This is a genomic window from Paenibacillus sp. FSL H7-0716 (assembly GCF_038002705.1).
Classification (GTDB): domain Bacteria; phylum Bacillota; class Bacilli; order Paenibacillales; family Paenibacillaceae; genus Paenibacillus_AQ; species Paenibacillus_AQ odorifer.
In genome coordinates this window covers 46799-69057 of sequence record NZ_JBBODA010000012.1, presented here as the reverse complement: position 1 = coordinate 69057, position 22259 = coordinate 46799, and the positions used below count along the sequence as shown (strand labels likewise).

Genomic DNA, 22259 nt, shown 5'->3' with positions numbered 1-22259 from the left:
CCGTCAGGAGGAATGGAATGAGTAAATTTATAGTTGTAGCCATTGGCGGTAATTCATTGGTGAAAGACAATGGCCGCGATTCTATAGAGGATCAATCTGAGGCAGTACGTGAAATTGCTGTCAATATCGCTGATCTGGTGCAAGCAGGAAACGATGTGGTGGTTACTCACGGTAACGGTCCACAGGTTGGATTCGAGCTGAGACGAAGCGAGGTGGCTTCGGAAGTCACTGGAATGGATGTTACTCCGTTGGTCAATTGCGTGGCGGGCACGCAAGGGGGCATAGGCTATTTAATTCAGCAGGCCTTAACAAATGAATTTATTCATCGCAGATTAGACAAGAAGGTTGCCACAGTTATTACTCAGGTCGAGGTTAGCAAAAATGATCCGAATTTTCAGTCTCCCTCGAAACCAGTGGGCTCCTTCTTCACGCTTGAGCAAGCAGAGGAGATGAAGCGTGCCAAGCCAGATTGGGTCATCATTGAGGATTCAGGTCGAGGTTACCGCCGTGTTGTTCCATCACCTAAGCCGATAGATATCGTTGAAAAAGATGTCATTAAATCACTCATTGAGACGGGTTATGTGGTGATTGCTGTTGGCGGAGGCGGGATTCCTGTGATCAAAACCGAAAATAATACCTACGAAGGTATCGATGCGGTCATTGACAAAGACTTTGCTACAAGTCTGCTGGCCGAACAGATCGATGCAGAATCGCTGATCATTACAACAGGAGTTCCTCAGGTATGTGTGAATTTCGGTACGCCTGAGCAGAAGGCTCTTGAAGAAGTTACAGCGGTAGAAATGTTGGTATATGCGGAGCAGGGTCATTTTCCTGCCGGCAGTATGCAGCCTAAAATTGAAGCAAGTCTTAGCTTTTTGAAAAAAGAGGGACGTAGAGTTATCATTACTAATCCGGAAAATATGAAAGCTGCGATGAGCCAACAGGCTGGCACACATATTGTAAATTAATAAGATCTGATTTATCTCATCATTTCATGGAGACCGCCACTGATCTAAATCAGGGCGGTTTTTTGACATATTCATGAATTGTTATCTAACTGTTGCTTTCATATGGCCATATTCTGGTGAATAAAAGGAAGATAAGAGGTAAAACTATGTCCACTATAGAGAAAATAATACATTAAAATGCGGGGGTAAAAGATGATATCGAATAAAGGAACAACACAACGTTTTTCCAGGGCTACAATTCTTTGTTGTATTTGTGCATGTACGGTATTGCTAAGTGGATGCACTAAAGCAGCAGATGAGACTCAAGTGCCTACTCCAACAGCTCAAGTAGAATCCGCAGCACCTTCTGCCGAAGCAACTACACCTGTACCTACGAATAATGCAACAGAACAACCCCTAACATCTACGGCACCCGGCTCAAATACTGGGAAACTTCCAGAGGGGGTTAGCATTCAGAGAGTTATCAAGGTGGTTTCGTTAAAAGATAACTATCATAAAAAGGTTGAGCTGCTAACTGACGGAGGCAAGCGGGTCACCATTACAGATCCGAATCAAAAGATTGTTTTGCAGCAGATTGAATATGACGGAAGGATCACTGCGGTTAAGGGTAAACAGGTTACCGTTCAAGTGGAGGGCGGTAAAGAGCAAACCTTAACGATTCCTGATCATATAGTCATTGAAGATGAAGACAAGCTCGGATTGAATAATGGCGTTGAAATCGAGTGGACGGTAAATGCAGAGGGACAAATCGAAAGTGTGGAGTTGGACGATTAAAAATTTACCGAGGTGAGCTGGATGAAATTTTTAATCGTACTTGGTAGTATTCTTGTTCCCATTGTTATGCTGATGTTACAGGGTAAATCGATAAAGTGGCGTATGGTTTTTAATGTTGTTTCGGTCTTAAGTGCGATTATCTTTGGAAATATTTCCGCCTTGGCAATTTACGAGATATTAAGAGATCATGCTGTGTTTATGACCTCGATCCATGCGATATTTTTGAATCCAATGTTTCTTATTACCGGAGCCTATCTTGGCGTATATTTAATTTATCGGTTGATGATAATTTCGTATGATGAGGTTTATATGTGATGGGTAGAATACAAATAGGGATGTTCCCTGAAGGGACACCCCTATTTGTGTTGTTGACAGGACCGATGCTTAAGAGGACTTTCCTACAACGGTTGTTCCGCTCTTCGTGATCTTGTAGGTGATAATATCCCCATTCCAGAAGTGGAACTTCAGAATAACCTCGCCGTCTTTAACATCTTTAAAGAACGCGGGAAGCAGCTTGATTTCTTTAGTGTTATAAGAAGGTGAGAAGGTATTGCCGAATTCCTTAAATGGAGTCCAGTCCTGCGGACCTGCATTGCCACCAGCGGTATATACAGCTTCCATTGTGGCAAGCTGGTTACCATTAAAGGTGGTCGGAATGGCAAAGGATTCAGTCGTGCCTTTTGCATCGCTTAATTTAGCTGTGTCATACACAATGACCTTAAGTCTCCACGCAACACCCTTGTTGAATTTCAGAGTCAGCACGGCATTTTCACCGTATTTTTGGGAAGCTGTGAGCTTTTTGAGTTGACTGGCTTTGAGGATGAGCTCCTCACCATTTAAGGTGTAATCTTTACCTTTGGTCAGATATTTTCCGTTGGCACTAATGGTGGTTAGCTTATTGCCGTTCAGGTTTAGCTTAACCTTGGTATCTTTGATTTGTGCCCCTTTTTTTAGGTAGACCAAATCGCTTTCGGTGCTGGAGGAACGCTCCTTCAGACCAGACATTAATACATTGTGGAGTTCAGGGTCAGACCACTTATAAGTTTTACGGTTGAAATGCTGCCCGTTATCCCAGAGCATGGAAGTCATTTTCTTTTCTTTCAAATAATAAGTCAGATACTCGAAGAATTTAAGCTTCTCGCCCTGTTCAATCACACCCGTGTCTTTATCGAAACCTAATAAACCAAATTCGCCGACGATGACAGGGATGCCTTTAGCTACAAATGTATTGTAAACGTTATCAAAAGTTTGAGTGATATCGTTTTTTGTATCTTTTTCAAACGTGGTGTAGCCGGCAATGTTCACACTAAAAGGCCAGAAGCCATAGAAGTGAACGGTCGCAATAATATTTGGATCGTTCAGAGCCGTAATCGTCTTATAGAGATGATCCATTCTTGTTTGCGTAGGTGAAGACTCTAATGAAGGTAATACAAGTGGGCGGAGGTCGTTTTTCCCACCGGATTTCCGCACGATTTGATAGAAGGAGTTATTAAGTTCAGTAAGCATTTGCTCCATTTTTGCTTCGTCTGTGCTTCCACCATCGGTGAACCGAGGTTCATTTATGCTCTCGAACATCAGCTTATCGGATTTGTCCTTGAAGCGATCGGCAATTTGAGTCCAAGCTGCATTATAACGTGCCAGCGTTTCATCGTGTTTTTCTTCCATATGGCTTACCCATAGCCAGGAATCGTGATGGACATTAATCATGACATAAAGCTTGGCGTCCAGTGCCCAGCCGACAACTTCTTCCACACGGTCGAGGTAGGCCTTTTCTAGGGTATAGTCTGGTGCCGCACCCATGTGAGTATCCCAGGTCACAGGAATCCGAATGCTTTTATAGCCTTGAGCGGCGATCTTTTTAATAAGATCTTGGGTCACACGTGGATTGCCCCAGGAGGTTTCATCCTCACCTGTAGCATCTAAAGTATTGCCAAGGTTCCATCCGGGCTGCATTTCGTCTACATAGGATTGGATCTTACTCTTTGGCGCTGCCTTAGCTTGTTGCTCGTCCTTAGTTGCAGCTGCGGCCATGGATGAGAACAGAGAGAGCAGAAGAGCGGTGACAAGTGTCAATGATAAGAAGGATTTCTGGATTCGCGTAGTCATTGAATTCTCCTTTGTGAGATAATTTAGGATGCTTGGACCTGGCTTTGACGCTGTACTTGGTGGTTAGATGAACACAAACACCTCCATTTTTATTTTGTAAACGCTTTCTTAATATACCCTAACATAGAATACACTTAGCGAGTACCTTACTAATTTGTGGTAAATTCATATAAGAATTAGTGATTTAAACTGATTTCCCCCACAGTTGGATAAAGAAATTATTTAAATAACCCCTAGTCGTAGAAATTGGTTATTCAATAGGATTATCTCTAGCTGCCCGTTATACAAAAAAGAAATATAACATGACAAAAGCATATATATTAGTTATGATGAAGCATGAAAATTTAAAATTAGAAATAGGTGCCAACTATGATAGTTGCGGAAGTACAATCATAGATTGGTTAAATGGAAAGCGGGTGTGAATCCCGCGCGGTCCCGCCGCTGTGAAAGAGGAGTCCTTGCAAAATGCCACTGGGAAACTGGGAAGGCAGCAAGGGTGATGATACTTGAGCCAGAATATCTGCCTTTTTCTGTTACACCATCAAACTCTACGATCGATAGAGAGGTGCTTGAATAGTGTTGGCCAGCGATTATTGTGGTTCACTATCTTAACCTCTTGACGTTTATGTTGAGTGGTTTTTTTGTGGTTATAAGAAAAGTTTATTCTGTTTTTTATCATAGGTATGAAGGGAAGGGTTATGGAAAAATGAAGAAAAATAAGTTTTTAGCGTGGTTACTAATTGTAGCTGTATTTATTACGACATTCTCTACAAGTGTAATCCCGGCTCAAGCAGATGGAGCAAGCTCTACCCTTAAAGGGTATGTATCTGTATCCGTAGAGAAATTCTCCTTAGGCCAAGGGTATATTAAGGAACCTATTAAAGTTCCGATTTATGAAGGCGATAATGGCGCATCTTTAATAACACGTGCGCTAGGTGATGGGAATTATAGATATTTAGGAAATATAGATAGTGGTTTTTATTTATCAGAAGTTAAAGATAGTGGCAGAAGTGAAGTCAATATTCCACAATATATTTTAGATATGATTTCAGCCGATGGGAAAACAGTCGGCACTAAAGCAGACCCAGAGTGGTTAAGTCAGTTTGACTATACCTCCATGTCGGGTTGGATGTATGCAGTAAATAATGTGTTTCCTCCGTTTGGGATGACCGATTATAAGCCTCAAGACGGTGACATCATTCGAACTCAGTTCACCACTTATGGTTATGGTTCTGATCTTGGCGGCTGGGGGGAAATCCCAGTTCAACTTGCCAATAAGGATGCTTTAACTGCAGAAATCGCCGAGATTAACAGTGCCCCTAATAAAGAAACTATTTTGGACAGACCAGTAGTGCAATCGGCAGTTTATCAAGCCTATTCCGTGCTCGAAAACATGGCAAGCTCTCAAATAAGTGTAGATCATGCGCTTGTCGGTCTTAACAATGCATTAGACATAGAACCCCCTGTTATTACAGTAAGTGGCATACAAGATAAACAGGAAGTATCCAATAAAGAAATAAGCTTCAAAGTAGCTGTCACCGACAATGTATATAGTGACATTACTCCAGAAGTGAAGCTGAATGGAGTTACTTTATCACCTGCAACTGGGGAGTACAAAGCTACTCTGAATTCAGGCAGTAATGCAATTACTGTAACGGCTCTTGACGGAGCTGGAAACAAAACAAATGTAACTTATCAGGTTACTTACAAACTGGAAACTACAGTTGCCGTCAAACAACAGTTAGATAAAAACCTTGCTTATATTTTAAATACTGTAAAGAATCCAACGTTCGGAACAGGTAGCGGAGAATGGTCAATCCTTTCTTTGGCTCGGGCGAACTATACAGTACCTAACGGTTATTACGATCTTTATTACAACAATGTAGCAACGAAAATAGCATCAACCATTAAAACGGATGGAAAACTCGACGCCAATAAAAGCACAGAGAATTCCAGAGCAATATTAGGACTTACCTCTATCGGAAAAGATATCACAAATGTTGCGGGATATGATCTGAGAAAAGCACTGGCTGATTATCAATATATCCAGAAGCAAGGCAATAATGGTCCGATTTTTGCTCTGATCGCGTTAGATAGCCATAACTATGAGATTCCTGTAGTTGATGGAGTTACAGAACAGACCACAAGAGAAAAACTGGTTCAGTACATTTTAGATAAAGAGGTTAAAAAAGGTACAGCAGAGGCCGGTGGCTGGGCATTAGGCGTAACCAAAGCCGATGTCGATATGACTGCGATGGCAATGCAAGCTCTTGCACCTTATTATGCAACCCGTGATGATGTAAAAGCTGCCGTGGATCGGGCCATCCAATGGCTGTCCGATAACCAAAACAATCAAGGCGGATTTACAAGCTGGGGAAGCACTAGCAGCGAGAGTATCTCGCAGGTAATTGTAGCCTTAACTGGTGTAGGCGTAGATCCGCACACGGACGCTAGATTTGTTAAAAGTGGAAATTCGCTTATTGATGCATTACTTAGCTTTGCTGCACCTGAGGGTGGATTTAAACATATCCTCACAGGCAAAGTGGACAATATGGCAACGGACCAAGGTACGTATGCACTTGTGTCTTATGATCGTCTAATCAATCATAGCAGCCGTCTCTTTGATATGAATGATGTGCAATTAGAACAACCTACTACTGTTGTAGCCAAACAACAATTAAATAAAAGCCTTGCCTATATTCTAAACACTGTAAAGAATCCGTCGTTTGGTACAGGTAGTGGAGAATGGTCGATTCTATCTTTAGCACGGGCGAACTATACAGTGCCTAACGGTTATTACGATCTTTATTACAACAATGTAGCAACGAAAATAGCATCGATCATTAAAGAGGATGGAAAACTCGACGCCAATAAAAGCACAGAGAATTCCAGAGCGATTCTAGGGCTTACCTCTATCGGAAAAGATATCACAAATGTTGCGGGATATGATCTGAGAAAAGCACTGGCTGATTATCAATATATCCAAAAGCAAGGCAATAATGGTCCAATTTTTGCTCTAATCGCGCTAGATAGCCACAACTATGAGATCCCTGTAGTTGATGGAGTTACAGAACAGACCACAAGAGAAAAACTGGTTCAGTACATTTTAGATAAAGAGGTTAAAAAAGGTACAGCAGAAGCTGGTGGCTGGGCATTAGGCGTAACCAAAGCCGATGTCGATATGACTGCGATGGCGATGCAAGCTCTTGCACCTTATTATGCAACCCGTGATGATGTAAAAGCTGCCGTGGATCGGGCCATCCAATGGCTGTCCGATAACCAAAACAATCAAGGCGGATTTACAAGCTGGGGAAGCACTAGCAGCGAAAGTATCTCACAGGTAATTGTAGCCTTAACTGGTGTAGGCATAGATGCGCACACGGACACTAGATTTGTTAAAAGTGGAAATTCGCTTATTGATGCACTGCTTAGCTTTGCTGCACCTGAGGGTGGATTTAAGCATATCCTCACAGGCAAAGTAGACAATATGGCAACGGACCAAGGAACGTATGCTCTTGTGTCCTATGATCGTCTGATCAATCATAGCAACCGTCTCTTTGATATGAATGATGTGAAACTGGAACAACCAGAAGAACCGGGGCCTGGGCAACCAGAGGGTCCGAAAGAACTTCCGTTACCTTCTGGGGAGAACCCGAAAGTAGAAATCCCAAATGACGCTAATGATTATATCGTTCCGATCAGCACTGGAGATAGCAACAAAGAAATCACAGTAGCTATTTCGGAAGAAAATCAATCGAAGGTTAGTGTCAATTTACCAAGTAACAGCGACCTTCCTCAGATAGAGGCCATAAAAGGTAACGTATCTGTAGTCATTCCTAAGGGTGCAAAAGTTACAAGTGGGGATGCCTCTGCGATTGAACTGATTTCAGCTTTAACCGGTGCAGAATCTGCACTAAAAGATAGTGTGAATCAGATTATTCCCGGGGACAAGAAGCTTGATAACATTCTTCAAGCATTTTCCATGGGTGGTAGTGCAAGAGTAGAATTCAGTCAATTTATTACGTTAACCTTTAAGGACCTTAAAGGAAAAGAAGCTGCTTATATTCAAAATGGCACCCCTCATGCCATTCAAAAATATGCAAGTGATGACTTAGGTTTTGCAAGCGGTAAGTCTGAGTATGCCTATGATAGTGGAAATGACTTAATTGTAAAAACCAATCACTTCACTGACTACATTGCGTATGCTTCCAGTGCAGTACAAACACCTGGCGGCGACGGTGGTAGCGGAAATGGTGAAGGAAATGGCGGCAACAATGGTGGCGGAACCACTCCATCGAAACCATATGTAACCCTGTCCGTGGATAAGCTTACAATTAATAAGGGATATGTTGTTCCATCTGTACAGGTAGAGCTACAATCTGGTGACACGGTGTGGTCTGTATTAAAAAGAACATTAGATAGCCGCGGTATCGAATATCGAGATTCTTGGAGCGGTAAATATGGAAGTGTGTATGTAGAATCGATCGCAGGCGATGGAGAATTTGACCATGGCAGCGGCAGTGGATGGATGTATAATGTGAATGGAGTCTATCCTGATTATGGTGCATCTTCATATAAACTAAGTGCCGGGGAAAGAATTCAGTGGCGTTATACTACGAATTTGGGTGTAGATCTAAATGCACCGATACCAACTACAAGCCCTACTCCAACCCCAACGCCTAAGCCTGGTGCTACTCCTGCTCCTGGTGGGGGAGCTAATCCGGAAGCCGGCGTTGATCCAAATGTGAGTCCATCTCCAACAGTGACTCCTAAGGATCCTAACCAGAACACGAATGATATTAAACAACTGTATACAGATGCTGATAAGATCTCTTCCTGGGCTTATTCAGCGATTGAAACAGCTACGGTAAAAGGATATATCCAAGGTAACAATGGTCAGGTGAATCCGAAAGCTTATATCACAAGAGCGGAGTTCACTAAGATTCTCGTTTCTGCATTAGAACTTGATATTAAGAGTGATAAAGGCATTACCTATAAGGATGTCGCTCTAGGCGATTGGTTCTATCCATATGTGAATGCTGCGCATAAGGCAGGTCTAATCACAGGCTTTAATAATGAGTTTAAGCCAAATGACAAAATTACTCGGGAGCAAATGGCCGCAATTATCGTCAGAGCATTGGCTATCCCGGCGACGAAGCCAGGAACAGCGATTAAAGATATCAACACAGTATCGGCATGGGCCAAAGCAGATGTAGAGACCGTTGTTGCGACTGGTTTGATGTTAGGCGATGATAATCAATTTAAGCCTAAAGAGCTTGTAACTAGAGAAATGGCGGCTGTTGTAGCTACTAGAACCCATGATTATAAGAGTGGGAACAAAGTGGTTAGTCCAACTATTCAGAATACAGCAGTTAGTTCTTACATTCAGAACACAGCTGCCTTTTTGCAAAAAACAGTAACAAACCCGGTCATCTCCTCGGTTGGCGGGGATTGGACAGTATTTGGGCTGGCACGTTCTGGTGTGAAGGTTCCAGATAGTTATTACGCTAAGTACTATGCGAATGTAGAAGCAACTCTTAAAGAAAAAGCTGGGAAGCTGCATAGCGTAAAATATACGGAATATGATAGAGTTATTTTGGCATTAACTTCAATCAACAAAAATATTGATAAAGTGGCGGGTTATAACCTACTTGTACCTCTCGCGGATTTTGATACTGTAATTAAGCAAGGTATTAATGGTCCTGTGTTTGCTCTCATTGCACTGGACAGTAATCATTACGACATTCCTGTGGTTAAGGATGTAAAGACGCAGACGACTAGAGAGATGCTCATTAATTATATTTTGGGCAGAGAGATCAGCGGCGGTGGATGGGCACTAGGCAGTAATGCTACAGCGGCTGATCCAGATATCACGGGGATGGTCATTCAAGGCTTAACGCCGTATTACAAAACCAACGCCAAAGTAACAGCTGCTGTGGACCGGGGGATTGCTTGGTTATCCAAAACACAGACAGCAGACGGTGGTTTTGCAAGCTGGGAATCTACAAATTCCGAAAGCATCGCTCAGGTGATTGTAGCTTTAACTGGCCTTGGTATTGACCCGCATAAGGATTCCAGATTTATTAAAAATGGACATTCCGCAGTAGACGCATTGCTTAGTTTTGCTGCACCTGAAGGTGGTTTTTATCACGTGAAGCAGGGTGGAGTAGGCAATGGAGGCGCGCAACCAGGAGAAGTAGATCTTATGGCTACGGATCAGGCGATGTATGCACTGGTTTCCTATGATCGGCTCGTTAATGGCCAGACACGTCTTTATGATATGACAGACGTCAAATAGAATTATATTTAGAGAGATAAGCAAGGGTAGCGTGTATACCCTTGCTTATTATTTAAGGTGGGACTAGAGAAATGAACAAGAAGAAATGGTTAACAGCGATACTAATCATAGGTGTATTGGCTATCGCCTTCTTTTGGGGCGGGGATTACCAGAAGAGCCCAAACAAGGTCGCTAATAGTAGCGTTGAGACACAGGTTATAGAGCCAGAAAACACTGCTTCCGCAACAAATGTTGATGTTGAACCCACTGAGGCAATCGCTACCGAGACAACGGAGATAACACCTTCAGCTACGCCAAGTGAAACAGCTAAGCCCATTGAAACCCTAAAACCAAATGAATCGGCAACACCAACGGAAGCTGTAACACCAACAGGAACTGCAGCACCAACAGAAGTTGTAACGCCGGCCGCAACAACAAAACCTGCTGCAACGAAGCAACCGACCGCAACGCCGAAAGCGGCTAAACCGTCCGTGCCGGAAACGAAAGCGACGGCAAAACCCGTAACAAAACCTGATTCAAAAGTAGCGACAACAGAAACCAAGCAGGGACCGAAAAAGGATAAATTTCTTACCGATCCAGTGCCAAGCGGGAAACCTAAACCAGTGGAATGGCAAGATGCAACGGTAGATAAGAAGAAGCAATTAACGGCTACCTTGTCCGTCTCAGCGGCAACAATTTTAGATAACATGGATATTTTTAATAAGGATAAGCTTGAAGTATTGCCGGCAGATGGTATCATTTATAAAGCGCAGAAGGTAACCTTTTATGAAGGTGAGTCTGTGTTTGATGTTTTACTAAGAGAAATGAAAAAGAATAAAATCCATATGGAATTTAGCATGACGCCGATCTATAACAGTAATTATATTGAAGGCATAAATAATCTGTATGAATTCGATGCTGGAGAGCTCAGTGGATGGATGTACAAAGTAAATGGCTGGTTCCCTAACTACGGCAGTAGCCGTTATGTTCTCAAAGATGGCGATGTCATTGATTGGGTATACACTTGTGATCTAGGTCGAGATGTGGGTGGTTATGTTGCCACAGGAGGAGCTCAGAAATAATGAAGGATAGCTTTTCTACCTTTCATCCGTTTGTGAATTTTCTATATTTTGTTGTTGTATTGCTGTTTAGCATGGTGTTCATGCATCCTATATTTCAAGTGATTGCCCTTATTAGTGCTGTAGCCTACTCAATTATGTTAAAAGGAAAAAAGGGCATCCGATTTAATCTGCTTTACATGATTCCTTTTCTGCTGTTTATGGCAGTGATGAATCCTGTTTTTAATCATCAAGGGGTAACGATCTTGTTCTACTTAAACAACGGGAACCCTATTACGAAGGAATCGATTCTTTATGGCGTGGCAGCGGCGTGTATGTTTGTGACGGTAATTATTTGGTTCTCCTGTTATAACGTCGTGATGACCTCGGATAAGTTTATTTATATATTCGGAAAAATACTGCCGGCACTGTCGTTGATTTTTTCGATGGTGCTTCGTTTTGTTCCTAGATATTTAGCGCAAATCAAGGTGATTTCGAATGCTCAAAAATGTATAGGCCGGGATGTCTCACAGGGGAATCTCCTCGCGCGTGCGCGGAATGGGATTACGATCCTTTCCATTATGACCACCTGGGCTTTGGAAAATGCGATTGAGACAGCGGATTCCATGAGATCGAGAGGGTATGGATTGCCGGGCCGTACAAGCTTTTCTATCTTTCGGTTAGATGCCCGAGACAAAGTAGTCCTCTTGATCATGACAGGCTTAATTGCGCTGGTAGCCGTAGGGGCAGTGATGGGTGAGAACACCATGAGATTCTATCCGTCGATTAAAGCGAGCGCAATTACGCCTTTTAGTATTCTTATATATATCGCTTATTTTGCGTTATGTATGATCCCAGTGCTCATCAATATGGTGGAGGCAATGAAATGGAAATCTATCGAATCGAAGAACTAAGCTTTACTTTTCCTGAACAAGAGCAAGCGGCTCTTTCGAATATTAATCTAACGATTGAAAGTGGAGACTTCATTACTATTTGTGGTAAGTCAGGCTGTGGCAAAAGCACTCTGCTTAGACAACTGAAAACAATTCTAACCCCACATGGCAATCGCCAAGGGGCAATTTATTATAAGGGTCAACTTGTTGAGGAGATCGATCAAAGAACGCAGGCCGCGGAAATTGGTTATGTACTCCAAAGTCCGGACAATCAAATTGTGACAGATAAAGTATGGCATGAGCTTGCCTTTGGGCTGGAGAGCTTGGGGTATGATAATTCTACGATTCGTCTGCGTGTGGCGGAAATGGCTAGTTTTTTTGGGATCCAGACCTGGTTTCATAACAGTGTGACCGAGTTATCAGGCGGCCAGAAGCAGCTGCTTAACTTAGCCTCCATAATGGCTATGCATCCCTCGGTTCTAATCCTCGATGAGCCTACCTCCCAGCTAGATCCTATTGCGGCTTCCGATTTTCTGGAGACGGTCAAAAAAATAAATCGTGAGCTGGGAACAACCGTGATCATGACCGAGCATCGTCTAGAGGATGTTCTTCCGCTTACAGATCGGTTGATTGTGCTGAATGAGGGAGTAGTGATTGCCAATGATCCCCCGCAAAAGGTGGGCGAGGCTTTAAGTAAGCTGAACCATCCGATGTTTCTGTCCATGCCCTCGCCGATGCAGATTGTTGCAGGAGTAGATCATGACTTAGCGTGGCCTGTTACTGTGAAGGAAGGGCGCCAATGGTTGGATGCTTTTCTAAAGGGTAAGACTCCTGCAACGATGGCAGAAACTCAGCCTAGCACGAAAGAGGCCGGCCCTGTAGTCATAAAGTTTAAGGACGTATGGTTTAAATATGATAAAAATGGATCGGATATCATTAAAGATTTGTCGTTTGAAGTGAAGCAAGGGCAATTTTATTGTATTGTTGGTGGGAATGGGACGGGTAAGACATCAACGCTGTCGCTGATGAGCGGGATCCTTCAGCCTTACAGAGGGAAAGTTCTAATCGGCGGGAACAACCCTGCGAAGATGAATGCCAAAGCGTTGTTTACTAACAATCTGGGCATCCTCCCGCAAAATCCGCAAACCTTATTTGTGAAAAAAACAGTCGAGCTAGATTTATATGAGATGTTATCCCAGCTCTCTTTGACGAAGGAAGAAAAAACCGCCAGAGTTGAGGCTGTGGTTAAGTTTGCAGAACTGGAACATCTCCTCTCCATGCATCCGTATGATCTCAGCGGGGGAGAACAACAGCGTGCAGCGTTGGCAAAGCTGCTTTTGTTAGAACCAAAGATTCTGCTGTTGGATGAACCGACCAAAGGACTGGATGGGCCCTTCAAAGAGAAGCTAGCCGTATTCCTGCAAAAGCTCAATGCCGAAGGAGTAACTATTGTAATGGTCTCGCATGACGTTGAATTTTGTGCTAAGTATGCTGAGGTCTGCGCCATGTTTTTTGATGGAAGTATCATCACTACGAATGAAGCGCAGAAGTTTTTTGCGGGAAACAGCTTCTATACAACTGCTGCCAACCGTATGGCGCGTCATGTATGGAATGAGGGAGTAACGATAGAGGGTGTGATTGATTTATGTCAAAGAAGCAGATAACGGATCGTCGTTTGAGTCGTCGAACTTTATTAGCGGCACTACTAATCCTCATTGTCATTCCAGCTACGATTTTATTAGGGATCTTTGTGCTAAATGATCGGAAGTATTATTTTATCAGTCTATTAATTGTTATCTATACGATGATTCCTTTTGCGATGGTGTTCGAGAACCGGAAGCCGCAGGCGAGGGAGCTGATCGTTATAGCGGTGTTAGCAGCCATTGCCGTGGCGGGACGCGCAGCCTTTTTTATGTTGCCGCAGTTTAAGCCAGTGGTTGCTATTGTCATCATCGCAGGGGTAAGCTTGGGTGCGGAGGCAGGTTTTCTGGTTGGCGCTGTTGCAGGTTTTGTCTCGAATTTCTTCTTTGGGCAGGGACCTTGGACGCCTTGGCAAATGTTTTGTTTTGGCATCATTGGCTTCCTGGCGGGCATTTTCTTCAAGAAGGGTCTGCTTAAAAAGAATAAGCTGTCGCTGTGTATATTCGGAGGGCTAGCGACGTTTTTCGTATACGGAGGCATTATCAATATAGGCTCGTTGATGATGTTCACTTCAGAGTTCTCATGGCCGGCTTTAATGACCACTTATATTTCAGGTTTTTGGTTTGATATGGTGCATGCGATCTCGACGGTGGTGTTTTTGTTTTTTATTGCTAATCCTATGATTGAGAAGTTGGATCGGATAAAAACGAAATATGGGTTGATTGAGCCTTAGGGTTTGCTGGTGTTGGGTGTTGGATGCCCTATGCTTTGCGCTGGCGGACGCTCCGCTTTTCCACAATCAGTCCGTTCTCTCCGCTGCTATCAGCGCGAATTCCAAAACACACAAACACAAACACAAACTAAAGGCTCAGCGCCTTCCGCTTCGGTTTTTAGTGGAAGGGGGAGGGGAACTAGTGGCTACGAATCAAGCCACTGTGACAAGCCACTGAAAAGAGAATATACCTAGTAGCGATGCTCCTAGGTGAAAACTTATAAAAACAGGCGATGTTCCGGTATCTGGTATCGCCTGTTTTTTTGATTCACTTAACGTTCAGCAACAACTTTGTGCGGGGGAACCCCAGCATCGGGCGGCTTATGAGTGGCTTCAAGTATGGAGAGGTCGCCGTCCAGTGTTTTGAGTCCGGGGAGCAGCAAGGCAGCGATGGCACAGAGCAGTGGAAGCAATCCGGCGATGACAAAAAGCGCAGGCACGCCATAGAGTTCAGCAATCGCGGCGCCGGCAAAAGCACCAAAAGGCTGCAAGCCGCCACCGATTAAAAAACGGATGGAGTTGACTCTTCCTTGCAGATTACCCGGAACCAGACGTCCATGGAGTGAAGAGCTTAAGGAGCCGAAGAAGGGAGCTATCGTTCCGGTGGCGAATACGGCGGCGAGAGCAAAAGAAAAACTAGGAAATAACCCCCATAATGTTGTTACTAAACCGATGGTCCCCAGACTGCCGAGCATGACAAGCCGCCTCTTTTTAATTTCCCCTATCATGGAAATGATGCTTAGCCCGACTAAGGTTCCAAGTGCGAAAACTGTACTAAGTGTGCCCATCGTCGCCGCATCACGGTGGAGCACTTCGCGTACAAAAGGAACCATCATGGTCCAGACGGCAATTGAGCTTAGATTACTAATAGAGGCCATCATCATTATCGTAAGCATGGCGGGGAATTGTTTATAGAAGGTAAAACCCTCAGCAATTTCGCGAACATAGACGGTAATGGAGAAACGGCCTGGAGCTGGAGAGGGCTTGGGTAGCTTCTGCAGGCACAGCAAGGTAATGATGGCCGCAACATAACATAACATGTTGATGCTAAGGGCTGGCAGTGCTCCACTGGCAGCGGTCAACGCCCCAGCCAGGGCGGGGCCTAGCAAGACTGCTGCACTTTTGCTGCCATCGATGATAGCAAAAGCCCGCACCAGCTTCCGGCTATCGGCAACGCCGGGAATAACAGCCATGGCTGTTGGCATGAACAGAGCGGCGCAGGCCCCGCTGAGACCAGCGGCGACAAACAGATGCCACAGCTGCAGTTGGCCAGCCAGACCCATGCCTAGCGGCAGTGCTATAGCTAACAGGCGAATGGCTGCCAAGCAGGCCATAAAGCGTACCCGGTGGAGCCGGTCGGACAGCGGCGAGCCCAGCAAGCGCAGCAGCAGCTCAGGTATGCCGGAGCTGAGCGCGAGTGCTCCCATCGCTAGCTTGGAACCCGTCAATTCATAGACGAGCCATTCCATAGCCAACAAGCCAAAAGCATCCCCAAAAGCACTTAAAGTTATGGTTGAGAGTAAACCATAATAGCTGCGTTTTATCATAGCCTGTTCACTCCTTTCTTATATTTCTCGCATATACGCTTACCGTCCTTATAAGGACGCTTAAGGCGTTTATGCTTGACTCTCTAGATACGACCCAATCTGCTGTGGTAGCCCATTTAAGGCTTCCAATCGCAGGCTGTACGATGTGCTTTTAACGTTGGTATGGACAATGACCAGCCCTGCTGCGCGCAACGCAATCAGATGGTAGTGGATTGTACTTTTAGAAAGTCCGACTTCCCGCACGATTTCCGTGAAATTCAACTGCTTGCCTGTAAGCAAACGAAGGATATACAGCCGCGTCTCATCCGAGAGTGCCCGGGTAAGTCGAAGTAGTGCTGGAGCAGGCCGGCCAGCTTCCGGAGGGAGAACATCACAAGAGTAGCTAGTGAAAACGAATTCATCAAACATAGAGGTGGTGACCAGTGGGCGGGCATGATATTGCGGAATGATAATGACCTGCTTCAGACGTTCGGTTGGATAGAGGCGCATTCCGTCGGTTGCTGCTTCAAAGACTTCCATATCATTGTTCCCATTCAGTGTCGTTCGTCTTGACTCGGCTTCCTGTTCAAGCCCTTTGAGGATATTAGGGTCGATTCCATTGAAGTAACCCGCGTTCCATTCGCGCAGGATGTCAGAGGCAGTGTCCCTTAGCTCAGAAAGATTAGAGGGAACCGATTGGCCGAAACGTCCAGATATTTCATACAGTTCACCCGAAGATAAACCATCGAACCAATTCAAAAAGCCGTCTACAGAACGCTCGCCCGGTGAAGACCAAATGTAGGGAGCCAAACTGAAATCATCAAGTTTTTTAACGACCTCTTGCATTTTACGAAGCAACATCGGGGCAAATCTTGCTTGGACTTCACGTACCCAGAGCTTACCGGAATCCATAGCAGTATGGTTCTGCTTGCTTAGAAAAGCAGTCATACTGTTCACACATTCATACATGGGGGCAAAATCGACTTCTACTTTATATTCCATGAGCTTCTCCATTCTTTGAGTAAGTTGCTGAAACATTTATTTGTTCTATAATTATAGAACTTATTATTAGTTTTATTGTAAACGAACTAAAATCCGTTTTCAATAGCCATTCGACTGAAAAACAAAAGAAATTTTAATTACGATAAAAAGACAGTTCCGGTAGGCACATTTTGTGCATTAGGAACTGTCTTTTGATGTCTACACAATTTATATACTTTTTAGGAGTTCCACCTTCTGTCTCCAGGCTCATAATGAAGAGACTAGGTTAAGAAGTAGCCCACAGCAAAGACCAGCACAACAATAAAGTAATGAAGCCAGTTATTCGTACCGAAGACAAACTTACCGTTGAGCCAGCGGGAGATAAGACAGTTGAGAAAACCGATAATAAACCAAATGAAGTTAAGCGGTTTACATAAGGCATAAAGGGTGATGACGACTAACGTAATATGAGATAGCAAAAACAAATAAATATAACCCACAGCAGATTTAGCGGAGCCCTTAATTAGAATCCCCACTGCCCCAAGCACACTAACCATTCCATATAAGATTATAAGACTTGAGCCTATCATTTAATGCACCACCCTCCAAGGGACCAGATGGTAAACGGATATATACAGAGCAGCATCTGGCAGATTATTTTGCCATTCAAGAGTTGAAAAGTTATGGAGTGAAGCTAAGGGATATCCAGTCTATTTTTAAATTGAAAAGGAGTTATGGGTGTGCCCATGCAGAGTTGATTAAGGAAGTAGGCGAATCTCTGAATCTTCAGCTGGACGGATTGAGACAAGAAGAATTGGAACTCCTTAATCGGATACGGATGCTTGAAGCGCTGGTCCAACAGATTGCTCAAATATAATCAATTGATTATATAAGTGTTTGGTTATATAATAAATCTGAAAATCAGATGAAGAAGGTGTTATTAGATTTGAAGGAATTGCAGGGCATGAATGATTTGACTCAGGGTCCTATTATGCCTACCTTAATGAAATTAACGCTTCCCATTATTGCGACGAATTTCATTTCCACAACCTATGGCCTCGTCGATATGATTTGGGTTGGAAGATTAGGAAGTGGTCCTGTTGCCGCGATTGGCACGGCGAGTTTTTTCATTAATCTAGCGATTGCATTGTCGACTATGATTACGATCGGTACAGGGATTAAGGTTGCGTTTTGTATGGGATCTGGCCAGATAGAGAAGGCTAAATCTTATATGAAAAACGGGTTTATGATGTCTATTTTATTAGGACTTCTCTATATGAGTTTAGTTCTGTTGACCAACAATCAGTTGGTTGGTTTTTTTGATCTTGGAAGTGATGAAGTTGAACGGATGGCACGACAATTTTTAATGATTTCGATCTTCGGGACGGTATTTTCCATCGTAAATACTTTGTTTGCCACACTCTTAAACTCGATGGGAAATAGTAAACAACCGTTTCAGATCTTCTCCGTTGGTCTTATGGTTAATATCGTCCTTGATCCATTTTTAATTTTTGGCTGGGGCAGTTTTGAAGGTTGGGGAGTAGCGGGGGCAGCCACGGCAACATTGACAGCGAACATCTTAGTTACGGCTCTTTTTATCATAAAGACAAGAAAGTCAGAAATCATTTCGAACACATCAGCATGGGACAGTCGTCAAATGAAAGAAGTAATCCGTATGGGACTTCCGATCACAATCCAACGGGTCACCTTTACGCTCATATCGATCGTCATTGCTAAGATCATAGTACGTTTTGGGGCGGATGCGATTGCGGTGCAAAAAGTAGGGATTCAAATTGAATCTATTTCTTATATGACTATTGGAGGACTACAGGGAGCTATTGCTGCCTTTTTTGGACAAAATTATGGAGCACGCCGATTGGACCGTATAGGGCAGGGATATCGTAAGGCTTTGATCTTAACCTCCATCTTTGGCGTGATCATATCGCTTATATTTATTGCGTTCCCGCAGCAGCTATTTTCCTTGTTTTTATCAGATCAGACAAGCCTGGAATTAGGCACTGATTATATGCGCATCATTGGCTACTCACAATTATTTATGTGTATGGAATTGATGACAGTAGGTGCTTTTAACGGCATTGGCCAAACTCATATCCCGCCGATTTTCAGTATTACATTTACTGCACTACGAATTCCACTAGCCTTGATTTTATCCGAACCTTTTGGCCTGAATGGGGTGTGGATGTCGATTGCTCTAAGCAGTGTGTTTAAAGGGGTTATTCTTGTGTTCTGGTTTAGAAGATCTTTATTCAAAATGAACAAACAGCAGATAAACTACTAAGCAAAGGATGATCGTTGAAATGGCTTTATTAAATCGTAAACTCATACAGCTTCTAAGGGATAACCATTTGAATAAGGAGCTTTTTCACGGCGAATTTGGACTGGAAAAAGAAAATGTCAGAGTGGATCCAGAGGGAAGACTGGCGCTGACACCACACCCTAAAGCTTTTGGCAACAAAATGGAGAACCCGTATATTCAAACCGACTTCTCAGAGAGTCAAATTGAAATGGTCACCCCCTCTTTTGATTCTATTGATGAGACTTATAACTTTCTGGAGGCGTTGCAGGATATTGTGTCGCTTGAGCTCAAGGAAGAATATCTGTGGCCAAGTAGTAATCCTCCGAGGTTACCGAATGATCAGGACATCCCCATTGCCAAGATGGGTAATCCAATTGAGGATGAATACAGACATCAGCTAGCAGACAAATACGGTCGCAAAAGGCAATTGCTGAGCGGAATCCATTACAATTTCTCTTTTGATGAACAATTTCTTCGACAGCTTCATGACATCGCAGATCCGCAGGTGAGCTTTAAAGAATTCAAAGACGCTACTTACTTAAAAATAGCCCGCAACCTATTGCGGTACCGTTGGCTTCTCATCTATTTAACAGGCGCCAGCCCTGTTTTTGATAAGACATATATGGAACAATGTGTAGCTCGCGGGGAATCAGATGACGACAAAAGCTTTTATTATCAGAATATGAATTCACTGCGGAATAGCGAATGCGGGTATCGAAACGAAAAACCTCTTTATGTATCTTTTGCTTCGTTAAAGGATTATGTTCATGATTTACAAGCTTTGATCGAATCGGAAGAATTATTAAGTGTAAAAGAGTTTTATAGTCCGGTTAGAGTGAAGACAGCAAGAGGCAAACATCCTTTAGAGGAACTGATGCAAGATGGGATAGCTTATTTGGAGCTTCGGTTTATTGATTTGAATCCACTCTACAAAATAGGAATCGGCAAAGAAACGATGATTTTCATTCATCTTTTTATCCTGTATATGCTGCTGAAGGAGGACGAACCGTTCGGAGTAGAGGATCAGAAGCTGGCGAATCTTAATCATGATCAACTAATCATGGAAGGAATAAAGGGATGTTTGCATGATTACGGGGATTCATGTACAACGATGGAGCAGCAGGCATTAACTTGTATTCATGAGATGCAGGATATGATCCAACTGTTGAACCCGGAGAATGAACTGTTTTTGAACGTTTTGCATGGAGCTAAGAATAAAATTGTAGAGCCAGACCGGAGCTTTGCAGCTATTGTGAAGTCGGAAGTTAAGCAATCCTCTTTTGTACAATACCATCTGAATAAAGCTAAACAATATGCTAAGGAAAGTCTTGCGAATGGATACCGTTTTGTGGGATATGAGGATCTGGAGCTATCTACACAGCTTCTTTTGAAGGCAGCGGTTAAACGTGGCATTAAGTTTCAATTGATCGATCGGGAAGAGAACTTTGTAGTTCTTACGCAAGGTGATCATAAAGAATATATTAAGCAAGCTACGAAGACCTCCCTTGATTCTTATAGTACGGTATTAATCATGGAGAATAAGATCGTTACGAAAGAAGTTCTTAAACAGCAAGGCATTCGTGTTCCCGCAGGAGAAGCTTTTCGTAATCTGGAAGAGGCAATGAATGCACATGGCACTTACCGTAACAAAGCTATTGTGATTAAGCCCAAATCAACCAATTTTGGACTCGGCATTACTATTTTTACAGACGATTTCTCTAAAGAAGATTATCAAAAAGCTTTCGAAATCGCCTTCGAGTTTGATCGAACTGTGCTACTAGAGGAGTTCATGACGGGTAAAGAATATCGTTTTCTTGTCATGGATGATGAAGTAGTCGGAGTATTGCACCGGGTTCCTGCAAATGTGATTGGGGATGGGGTACATACGATTGAACAACTGGTGCACGAGAAGAATAAGGATCCTTTAAGAGGCCGCGGGTACAAGACACCACTTGAGAAAATTCAGATTGGTGAAGCAGAAGCAATGTTCTTGAACAACCACGCTCAGGCTTGGAGTGACATTCCTCCATTAAACGAAGTCATCTATCTTCGGGAGAACTCTAATATTAGCACGGGTGGCGACAGTCTGGATTTTACGGATGAGATCCCAGATAGTTATAAGGCTCTGGCGATTCAAGCGGCTAAAGCTGCGGGCGCCACTTTTTGTGGAGTGGATATGATGATTGATGACATCAAGGAAGAAGCCAATGCTACCAACTATAGCGTTATTGAGATTAACTTTAATCCAGCGATTCATATTCATTGTTATCCTTATAAAGGGAAGAACCGAAAGGCGGATGAACGGATTCTGGATCTATTATTTGGGGAATAAACAGAAGCTCAACCAGTACCTTTGGTTGAGCTTCTGTTTATAAAGGGGTAAATTGCTTCCCACCCACTATTTGTTCATGTTAGGAGTTACCCGCAGCCGCAACGCCACTAAAGTTTCTGGCTTGGACATTATTAAAGGGATCTGTTGCAGCTGCATTTGTGAAGATCTCTGCTGTGTACTGAATTTGACCTGTTGCGACAGCCGCTGGTGGTGGAATATCTACTGCTGTAAAACCGAAAGCTTCATTTTCTCTGCTGATCGCAACCCCAAATGTCGTGGTGAAAATGATCGTTCCGTTTCTGCGAACATTAACGGTATTGGTATTGAAAAGAGGATTGTTTTCTACTTTTAGAAATCCGGTCAAAAGTACGCGGACATTGCCTTGATTCTCAGCCAACACGCCTGCGGTCTGAATACCAATATCCCCAAAAACAAGTGGAGTCGCTGCTAGTGGAATAACTGCTGGTGTAGCATCCGAAGCTGCTTGGTTGGATAGTCTTAAATCTACAAACTGAATGGTCATATTATATTCACCTCCTAGAAATAGAATATGATAGAAGGAGAGCTAACTCTTGGATTTGCTATATAATTCATCAGCTACCTACTTGCATGGC

General features: G+C 43.4%; 16 protein-coding genes and 1 riboswitch. Of the genes, 11 read left to right on the top strand and 5 right to left on the bottom strand.

Annotated features, from left to right (window positions below):
- Nucleotides 1-17: 17 nt before the first annotated feature.
- The 3 genes from MHH60_RS16760 (at nt 18) to MHH60_RS16750 (ending at nt 2057) form a co-directional block, all read left to right on the top strand.
- Nucleotides 18-968: a carbamate kinase family protein gene (locus MHH60_RS16760; RefSeq protein ID WP_076136797.1), complete on the top strand. Its 951-nt coding sequence runs from the start codon at nt 18-20 to the stop codon at nt 966-968.
- A gap of 192 nt (nt 969-1160) precedes the next feature.
- Nucleotides 1161-1742, top strand: coding sequence for a hypothetical protein (locus tag MHH60_RS16755; protein ID WP_076136795.1), 582 nt, complete (start codon nt 1161-1163; stop codon nt 1740-1742).
- Between the two features lie 66 nt (nt 1743-1808).
- On the top strand, nt 1809-2057 hold the full coding sequence (locus MHH60_RS16750) for a transposase (protein ID WP_306082217.1): 249 nt from the start codon (nt 1809-1811) through the stop codon (nt 2055-2057).
- A 69-nt stretch (nt 2058-2126) separates the two neighbouring features.
- Here the strand turns inward: MHH60_RS16750 and MHH60_RS16745 are convergent, their stop codons facing one another.
- Entirely contained in the window at nt 2127-3848 is a 1722-nt protein-coding gene (locus tag MHH60_RS16745) for a cellulase family glycosylhydrolase (RefSeq protein WP_076136791.1), read from the bottom strand.
- Between the two features lie 341 nt (nt 3849-4189).
- Nucleotides 4190-4390: riboswitch (cobalamin riboswitch) on the top strand.
- A 164-nt stretch (nt 4391-4554) separates the two neighbouring features.
- Here MHH60_RS16745 and MHH60_RS16740 point away from each other — a divergent pair.
- From MHH60_RS16740 to MHH60_RS16720, 5 genes are all read left to right on the top strand, one after another.
- Nucleotides 4555-10146 (top strand): S-layer homology domain-containing protein, encoded by a 5592-nt coding sequence (locus MHH60_RS16740; protein ID WP_341161148.1) that lies wholly within the window; start codon nt 4555-4557, stop codon nt 10144-10146.
- 71 nt (nt 10147-10217) lie between these two features.
- The gene (locus MHH60_RS16735; RefSeq protein WP_076138475.1) at nt 10218-11207 is read left to right on the top strand and encodes a DUF4430 domain-containing protein; all 990 of its coding nucleotides are present in this window, start codon (nt 10218-10220) and stop codon (nt 11205-11207) included.
- The gene (locus MHH60_RS16730; RefSeq protein ID WP_081389176.1) at nt 11207-12097 is read left to right on the top strand and encodes an energy-coupling factor transporter transmembrane component T; all 891 of its coding nucleotides are present in this window, start codon (nt 11207-11209) and stop codon (nt 12095-12097) included. Before MHH60_RS16735 ends, MHH60_RS16730 begins: the two co-directional genes overlap by 1 nt.
- Nucleotides 12070-13740: an ABC transporter ATP-binding protein gene (locus tag MHH60_RS16725; RefSeq protein ID WP_076138473.1), complete on the top strand. Its 1671-nt coding sequence runs from the start codon at nt 12070-12072 to the stop codon at nt 13738-13740. The genes MHH60_RS16730 and MHH60_RS16725 overlap by 28 nt, the downstream gene beginning before the upstream one ends.
- Nucleotides 13722-14450 carry an ECF transporter S component gene (locus MHH60_RS16720; protein ID WP_036684891.1) on the top strand — a complete coding sequence of 243 codons (729 nt, stop codon included), beginning with the start codon at nt 13722-13724 and terminating at the stop codon, nt 14448-14450. The genes MHH60_RS16725 and MHH60_RS16720 overlap by 19 nt, the downstream gene beginning before the upstream one ends.
- A 311-nt stretch (nt 14451-14761) precedes the next feature.
- Here MHH60_RS16720 and MHH60_RS16715 read toward each other — a convergent pair whose 3' ends face one another.
- The 3 genes from MHH60_RS16715 to MHH60_RS16705 form a co-directional block, all read right to left on the bottom strand.
- Nucleotides 14762-16036 carry an MFS transporter gene (locus tag MHH60_RS16715; protein WP_076138472.1) on the bottom strand — a complete coding sequence of 425 codons (1275 nt, stop codon included), beginning with the start codon at nt 16034-16036 and terminating at the stop codon, nt 14762-14764.
- A gap of 69 nt (nt 16037-16105) precedes the next feature.
- Nucleotides 16106-17017 carry an ArsR/SmtB family transcription factor gene (locus MHH60_RS16710; RefSeq protein ID WP_036684895.1) on the bottom strand — a complete coding sequence of 304 codons (912 nt, stop codon included), beginning with the start codon at nt 17015-17017 and terminating at the stop codon, nt 16106-16108.
- Nucleotides 17018-17277: 260 nt separating this feature from the next.
- Nucleotides 17278-17586, bottom strand: a complete 309-nt coding sequence (locus MHH60_RS16705) for a hypothetical protein (RefSeq protein WP_076138471.1) — start codon at nt 17584-17586, stop codon at nt 17278-17280.
- Here MHH60_RS16705 and MHH60_RS16700 point away from each other — a divergent pair.
- From MHH60_RS16700 to gshAB, 3 genes are read left to right on the top strand one after another with little or no spacing between them, the layout of a single operon-like run.
- Nucleotides 17574-17873 (top strand): MerR family transcriptional regulator, encoded by a 300-nt coding sequence (locus tag MHH60_RS16700; protein ID WP_076138470.1) that lies wholly within the window; start codon nt 17574-17576, stop codon nt 17871-17873. The genes MHH60_RS16705 and MHH60_RS16700 overlap by 13 nt on opposite strands.
- A gap of 48 nt (nt 17874-17921) precedes the next feature.
- Nucleotides 17922-19295, top strand: a complete 1374-nt coding sequence (locus tag MHH60_RS16695; protein WP_239498765.1) for an MATE family efflux transporter — start codon at nt 17922-17924, stop codon at nt 19293-19295.
- Between the two features lie 19 nt (nt 19296-19314).
- Nucleotides 19315-21645 (top strand): bifunctional glutamate--cysteine ligase GshA/glutathione synthetase GshB, encoded by a 2331-nt coding sequence (gene gshAB, locus MHH60_RS16690; RefSeq protein ID WP_076138469.1) that lies wholly within the window; start codon nt 19315-19317, stop codon nt 21643-21645.
- A 79-nt stretch (nt 21646-21724) separates the two neighbouring features.
- On the opposite strand, the gene MHH60_RS16685 is transcribed toward gshAB, so the two are convergent.
- Nucleotides 21725-22168, bottom strand: a complete 444-nt coding sequence (locus MHH60_RS16685; protein ID WP_076138468.1) for a hypothetical protein — start codon at nt 22166-22168, stop codon at nt 21725-21727.
- Nucleotides 22169-22259: the final 91 nt, after the last annotated feature.

Bases quoted from the DNA above. Each gene is read 5' to 3' on its own strand.
- MHH60_RS16760 (WP_076136797.1), top strand. From the start codon at position 18: ATGAGTAAATTTATAGTTGTAGCCATTGGCGGTAATTCATTGGTGAAA.
- MHH60_RS16755 (WP_076136795.1), top strand. From the start codon at position 1,161: ATGATATCGAATAAAGGAACAACACAACGTTTTTCCAGGGCTACAATT.
- MHH60_RS16750 (WP_306082217.1), top strand. From the start codon at position 1,809: ATGCTGATGTTACAGGGTAAATCGATAAAGTGGCGTATGGTTTTTAAT.
- MHH60_RS16745 (WP_076136791.1), bottom strand. From the start codon at position 3,848: ATGACTACGCGAATCCAGAAATCCTTCTTATCATTGACACTTGTCACC.
- MHH60_RS16740 (WP_341161148.1), top strand. From the start codon at position 4,555: ATGAAGAAAAATAAGTTTTTAGCGTGGTTACTAATTGTAGCTGTATTT.
- MHH60_RS16735 (WP_076138475.1), top strand. From the start codon at position 10,218: ATGAACAAGAAGAAATGGTTAACAGCGATACTAATCATAGGTGTATTG.
- MHH60_RS16730 (WP_081389176.1), top strand. From the start codon at position 11,207: ATGAAGGATAGCTTTTCTACCTTTCATCCGTTTGTGAATTTTCTATAT.
- MHH60_RS16725 (WP_076138473.1), top strand. From the start codon at position 12,070: ATGGAAATCTATCGAATCGAAGAACTAAGCTTTACTTTTCCTGAACAA.
- MHH60_RS16720 (WP_036684891.1), top strand. From the start codon at position 13,722: ATGTCAAAGAAGCAGATAACGGATCGTCGTTTGAGTCGTCGAACTTTA.
- MHH60_RS16715 (WP_076138472.1), bottom strand. From the start codon at position 16,036: ATGATAAAACGCAGCTATTATGGTTTACTCTCAACCATAACTTTAAGT.
- MHH60_RS16710 (WP_036684895.1), bottom strand. From the start codon at position 17,017: ATGGAATATAAAGTAGAAGTCGATTTTGCCCCCATGTATGAATGTGTG.
- MHH60_RS16705 (WP_076138471.1), bottom strand. From the start codon at position 17,586: ATGATAGGCTCAAGTCTTATAATCTTATATGGAATGGTTAGTGTGCTT.
- MHH60_RS16695 (WP_239498765.1), top strand. From the start codon at position 17,922: ATGAAGAAGGTGTTATTAGATTTGAAGGAATTGCAGGGCATGAATGAT.
- gshAB (WP_076138469.1), top strand. From the start codon at position 19,315: ATGGCTTTATTAAATCGTAAACTCATACAGCTTCTAAGGGATAACCAT.
- MHH60_RS16685 (WP_076138468.1), bottom strand. From the start codon at position 22,168: ATGACCATTCAGTTTGTAGATTTAAGACTATCCAACCAAGCAGCTTCG.